Origin of the sequence: Polymorphobacter sp. (assembly GCF_051860865.1) — a bacterium.
In the GTDB taxonomy this organism is placed as follows: domain Bacteria; phylum Pseudomonadota; class Alphaproteobacteria; order Sphingomonadales; family Sphingomonadaceae; genus Sandarakinorhabdus.
In genome coordinates this window covers 1-5,711 of record NZ_JBIMKZ010000115.1, presented here as the reverse complement: position 1 = coordinate 5,711, position 5,711 = coordinate 1, and the positions used below count along the sequence as shown (strand labels likewise).

Annotated in this window: 6 protein-coding genes; all 6 read right to left on the bottom strand. The window is 69.7% G+C overall.

The genetic code is table 11. The features are described from left to right. The coding region (locus tag ACTIFJ_RS14720) for a molybdate ABC transporter permease subunit (RefSeq protein WP_439534863.1) at positions 1-342 on the bottom strand (342 nt) is incomplete at its 3' end. 77 nt (positions 343-419) lie between these two features. Continuing rightward, positions 420-1,163, bottom strand: a complete 744-nt coding sequence (modA, locus tag ACTIFJ_RS14715) for a molybdate ABC transporter substrate-binding protein (protein ID WP_439534862.1) — start codon at positions 1,161-1,163, stop codon at positions 420-422. A 272-nt stretch (positions 1,164-1,435) separates the two neighbouring features. Further along, on the bottom strand, positions 1,436-1,792 hold the full coding sequence (locus ACTIFJ_RS14710; protein ID WP_439534861.1) for a nuclear transport factor 2 family protein: 357 nt from the start codon (positions 1,790-1,792) through the stop codon (positions 1,436-1,438). Next, on the bottom strand, positions 1,789-2,205 hold the full coding sequence (locus ACTIFJ_RS14705; RefSeq protein ID WP_439534860.1) for a RidA family protein: 417 nt from the start codon (positions 2,203-2,205) through the stop codon (positions 1,789-1,791). Before ACTIFJ_RS14705 ends, ACTIFJ_RS14710 begins: the two co-directional genes overlap by 4 nt. A 158-nt stretch (positions 2,206-2,363) precedes the next feature. Continuing rightward, positions 2,364-3,860, bottom strand: coding sequence for an indolepyruvate oxidoreductase subunit beta family protein (locus tag ACTIFJ_RS14700; protein ID WP_439534859.1), 1,497 nt, complete (start codon positions 3,858-3,860; stop codon positions 2,364-2,366). Continuing rightward, positions 3,861-5,711 (bottom strand): thiamine pyrophosphate-dependent enzyme (locus ACTIFJ_RS14695; protein ID WP_439534858.1); only part of this gene is annotated, 1,851 nt, incomplete at its 5' end. It abuts the gene before it with no gap.

Below are 5,711 nucleotides of genomic sequence, written 5' to 3'. Positions count from 1 at the left end.
GAAGGTGGTGACGGGGGTCATGCCGCTGACCCAGGCGGCCTCGCGGACATCAGCGGGGAGCGCCTCGAAGGCGCGCTGCATCGGCTGGACGGCGAAGGGCAGGTTGACGATAATCGAGGCGACCAGCAGGCCGGAGAAGCTGAACATCAGGTCGGCGCCGAACAGTCGCGCCCAGAGCGCGCCGATCGGCGAGGCGCCGCCGAAATTGACCAGCAGATAATAGCCGAGCACGGTGGGGGGCAGGACCAGCGGCAGGGCCACCAGCGCCTCGACCAGCGCCTTGCCGCGGCGGAGATTGAAGGCCAGCGCGCGCGACAGCGCCAGGCCGATGGGCAGCAGCACCAATGCGGTGCAGCCGGCCAGCTTCAGCGACAGGGCGAAGGCCGTCCAGTCGATGGTCGAGCTCAGGGTGGCCGTGTTCAGGGGATTTGCTCCGGCGTGGTGAATCCGTGGCGGGCGAGGATGGCGCGGGCCGGGGGCTGCTGGAGGAAGGTGTAGAAGGCGCGGGCCGTGGCGCCGGCGCCGGCGAGCAGCACGGCGCGCTGGCGCAGCGGCTGGTGCCAGCCGGCATCGATGAGGACGAAGCGGCCAGCGGCCTTGACGCTCGGGGTCAGCGCCAGCGCATAGGGGATGATGCCGGCCTGGGCCGAGCCGGAGGCGGCGAACTGGGTGGCCTGGGCGGCGTTTTCGCCGAGCACGAGCTTGGGTTGGATCGCCGTCCACAGACCGGCGTGGCGCAGCGCCTCGCGGGCGGCGCGGCCATAGGGGGCGTGGTCGGGATTGGCGATCGCGAATTTGCGCAGGCGGCCGTCGGCGGCGGCGCGGGCGAGGTCCTTCAGCCCGGCATCGGCCTTGATTGGCGATGCGGTGGGGACGAACAGGCCGATGCGGCCGGTGGCATAGAGGACGCCATCGCCTTGCGTTTTTCCGTCGGCGGCGAGGCGGGCGACATAGGCCTCGTCGGCCGACAGGAACAGCGCGAACGGGGCGCCATTGGCGATCTGCTGGGTGAAATTGCCGGATGAGCCGAAGACCAGGCGGACGTGCTTGCCGGTCTGGCGGGTGAACAGCGCGGCGACCTCGGGCAGGGCGGCATTGAGGTCGGCGGCGGCGGCGATGGTGGGGGCGGGCGTCTGTGCGGCGGCGGGGGCGACCAGAAGCATCGCCAAGGCTGCGGCCAGCCAGGATCTTTGTCGCCAGAGGGTGCCGCGCATTGCTCGCCTTTATCGATATGTTTGGTAGTATATATCGGGGACGGGGGGCCGTGGCTAGCGGGGGCCCGGCGTTCAGAAGAAGTGCCTCCGGCGGCTGGGGCCGCAGGCCCCAGACCCCAATAAATTGGCCTCCGCGAGGCGCCGGCAGATGGTCTTGTGGGATCAGCCCAATGATTGGGGTCTGGGGCCTGCGGCCCCAGCCGCCGGAGGCACATTTTCGCCTAGGCTTTGCCGATTTTTGCCGTGTCGAAGATGATCTGGAGGTGGGTGATGCGGTCGCTGCCGGGGGCGAAGTCGAAGATGTCGACGAGGTCGGTGGTGGTGCGGGCGCCGCTCTTCATTTCCCAGTGATAGGCGAAATGGGCGGCGATTTTGCGCTCGGCGGTGAAGAGGGTGTGAATGGCGACGCTGGCATGGGCGGTGTCGGCGAACAGGCGGCGGTAGAAATCGGCGACGGGGACGCCGCCATAGACCGGTGAGCTGACCTTGCCGTCCTCGGTGAAGCATTGGAGCACGGTGTCGAGATCCGCGGCGGCCTGGGCGGCGAGATAGGTGCGGACGGGGGCTTCGCGGCTCATGCACTGACCGGTGCGTAGGCGGTCGCCTTGATCTCGATGAGGAGGAGGGGGTGGGGGAGCTGGTGAACGGCGACGGTGGTGCGGGCCGGGCCGGTCTCGTCGAAGAACTCGGCCCAGACCTGGTTGTAGCCGCCGAAGTCGTTCATGTTGACGAGGAAGGTGGTGGCGTCGACGAGGGCGGCGAGGCTGGTGCCGTGTGCCTCGAGCAGGGCGGCGATGTTGGTGATGACGGCGCGGGTCTGCTCGCGGATGTCCAGGCTGGTGACGCCCATCGGGTCGACGCTGGCGCCGGCGAAGCTGTTGTCCGGGCGGCGGCTGCTGGTGCCGGAGACGAAGAGGAAATCGCCGGCGCGGCGGACATGGGGGAAGCGGCCTCGCGGGGTGGCGCGGCCGGGGATGATGTCGGCTGTCATGCGGGGAAGGTGGCGGGGCGGGGGGCGCGGGGCAAGCGGGTGGTGGGGGGAGGGTCTCGGGATGTGAGAGTGGGGTGGGGGTGGGGCGGTTGGTGCTTGGGCCCGGAGTCGAGCCCGGGGCGACGGATAGGGGGGTGGCGGTCGTGACGGCGAGGGTGTCAGGCGGCGAGGGGTTGGGGGGGGGCGGGATCGAGAGTCGCGAGGGCGGCGGTGAGGGCGATGTCGTGTTCGTCGGCTTCGGCGGCGTGGCGCAGCGTGGTGATGCGGGTGGCGAGGTCCGGGTGGTGGCGGTGGCGGGCGATGGCGGCGGCGATCAAGGCATACTGGCGCAGGCCGCGCTCATGGGTGTCCGAATAGCCCTTGATCAGTATTTGGCATTCGGCGAGCGCGGTGGCGGCGGCGAGGTTCGTCTGGGCGAGGTCGGTGATCAGCGCCAACCAGGCGGTGATGCGGGCACGCTCCTCATGATGGCGGAGGCTGAGGCGGCGGAAGCGGCGGGCGCGGGACAGCAGCCAGAGCAGCAGGAACCAGCGCAGGCTGGTGGTGGTGACATGGCGGCCCTGCCTGAATAGCGGGGCGAGCAGCGAGGTGAACAGCGGGCTGTCGAGCAGGAAGCGGCCGAGGGGGCGGGGGAGGGTTTCGCAGACCTCGGCATAGCGGGGGTGCATGTATTCGGTGACGGCGAGCAACTGATCGTCGGCGGCGCGGACTTCGGCGCGGACGCGTGTCGAACGGGTATCGCGGGTCTTGAGGTCGGCGACGCGGATGGTGTCCTCATAGCTCATCCACAGCGCCAGGCCGCGGGCGGTCTCGGTGGCGAGGCGGTGATTGTCCTCGCCGGTATCGAGGGCGGCGATCGGCTTCAGGCGATCGAGGTAGAGATGGGCATAGGCGCTGTCCTGATAGTCCATCAGCCGCTGGACGCCGTGCATGGCGACGGGCTGGGCCGGGGGCGGCAGCTCGCTGCTGACCCGCCAGGCCAGCGCGCGGCCGGCCTCGGTGGTGGGGATCGGCGGGGCGGCGAGCGGGGGCACCAGGCCGGGGCCGGCGGTGGCGGCGTCCCAGCCGGCGGCGAAGCCCTTGAGGTTGGCGGCAACCGCGATGCCGCCGGCCTCGATGGCGGCCTCATAGGCCTGGCGCGGGAAGGGCAGGGCGCGGCTGGCGGCGAGCGCGCCGAGCATCACCGAGCTGATGACGCTGCCGGCGCGGGTGGCGGCCTCCTCCATGTCGAAGCCGATGAAGCGGGATGCGCGGGCGCGGGCGGCCTCGAGAATACGCTCGGAGGGGCGGCGGCCATCGAAGCGGGCGGTCTTTTCGGCGATGGCGTAGATGCGGTGGGTGCTGCTGATCAGCGTGGTATGGCCGGTCTTGACGAAGCCGCGTTGCAGGGCGCGGCCGCCCTCCATCAGCTCCGAGGCGATGACGATGTCGACATCGCCGGGGACCGGGCTGAGCGCCATCACCGGCGGCTCGGCTGCGGCCGGGTACATCTCGATATAGTAGATGGTCGAGCCGGTGCGCTGGGCGACGCCGGGGACCGAGGTGCCCTGAGCGACATGGCCATTGGCGGCGGCGACGGCGAGGATCCAGTCGGCGAGGACGCCGCCGCCCTGGCCGCCGAGCGCCAGGATGGCGAGGCTGATGCGGCCGGACATCTAGAAGGCTCGCGCCAGACGGTCGCGCTGGCTGATCGACTGGAGGCGGGCGATGATGCGGGTGCGGAGATTGTGGCGCCAGCGTTCGAAACCGCCGGGGTTGTTGGTCAGCGTCGCCTTGTAGAAGCTCGGGCAGAGGATCGCGGCATGGGCGACCTCGCCGCACAGGCCGCAGCCGACGCAACTGTTGTCGACCCTGGCGATCGGGTGCTGGCGCAGCGGATCGGGATTGGGGGCGATGCTGAGCGACGGGCAGCCGGACAGGCGGATGCAGCTGTGATCGCCGGTGCAGGTGTCCGGATCGATGCCGAAGCGCTCGCGGGTGACGCGCTTGCCGGCCTTGATCGCCTTGCTGGCCAGCGGCTTTTCGCGGCGCTGCTTGTTGAGCATGCATTCGGACTGGGCGACGATGACCTTGGGGCCGGGGGTGGGGCTGGTCATCGCCTCGCGGATGGTGTCCCGCATCTTCTCGATGCGGTAGGTGTTGGTGAGCGTGCGGACCCATTTGCCGCCGACGCCGCGCACGGCCACCTCGATCGGGTGGCGGGTGCTGCGGTCCTCGTTGGTGGCGCGCGAGGAGAGGATGTCCTGGCCGCCGGTGGCCGCCGAATAGCCATTGTCGACGATGATGGTGACGGTGTCGTCCTGGTTGAAGACGGCGTTGCCGATGCCCGAGGTGAGGCCGTTGTGCCAGAAGCCGCCGTCGCCCATGACCGCCATGGCGCGCTTGGGCTTGCCGTCGCGGCTGTCCGGGCGGAAGGCCGAGGCGCCGGCGCTGCCGAGGCCATAGCCCATGGTGGTGTTGCCGAGATTGAACGGCGGCAGGATCGAGAACAGGTGGCAGCCGATGTCCGACGAGACATGGGCGGGGCCGAGCTCGCGCTCGACGAGCTTCATTGCGGTGAAGATCGGCCGCTCGGGGCAGCCGGTGCAGAAGCCGGCCGGGCGCTGGGGCACATCGAGCGGGGCGAGCGCGGGGGCCTCGGCGGCGGCTTGCGGATTGGCCAGCGCGGGGGCGTAAGCGCGGAGGAATTTTTCGAGCCCCTCGCGGATGATATGGGCGCCATATTCGCCGGCGCGGGGCAGCATGTCCTTGCCGATCAGGCGGGTGTTGAGGTCGGCGCGGCGGATCAGGGTGTTGAGCTCATGCTCGATGAACTCGGGCTGGCCTTCCTCGACGATCATCACCGCCGACTTGCCGGCGCAGAAGGCGGCGATTTCCGCAGGCACCAGCGGATAGGTAACGTTGAGGCAGAGGATCGGCAGCTGGCTGTGGCCATAGCTGTCCGACAGGCCGAGCTGTTCCAGCGCGCGGTTGAGGTTATTGTAGAGGCCGCCCTGGACGATGATCCCGACATCATGGGCGGTGGGGCCGAAATGCTCGTTGAGCTTGTGCTGCTCGATATAGGCGAGTGCGGCGGGCCAACGATGGGCGATCTTCTCCTGCTCGTGGAGGAAGTTGGCCGGCGGCAGGACGATGCGGCTGGTGTCGCGGACCGGGTGGGCGGCGGCCCCGCTGACGGTCAGCGGCGGGCGCTGGTTGTCCTTGGCGATAAACTGGCCGGTCATGTGGCAGGCGCGGACGCGGAGTTCGAGCATCACCGGGGTGTTCGAGGCTTCGGAGAGGCGGAAGCCGGTTTCGACGGCATCGACGATGCTGGTGAGGTTGGGGCGGGGATCGAGCAGCCACATCTGCGACTTCATCGCGAAGGCGTGGGTGCGCTCCTGCATGATGCTGGAGCCCTCGCCATAATCCTCGCCGACGATGATCAACGCGCCGCCGGTGACGCCGCCCGAGGCGACGTTGGACAGCGCGTCCGAGGCGACGTTGGTGCCGACCACCGACTTCCA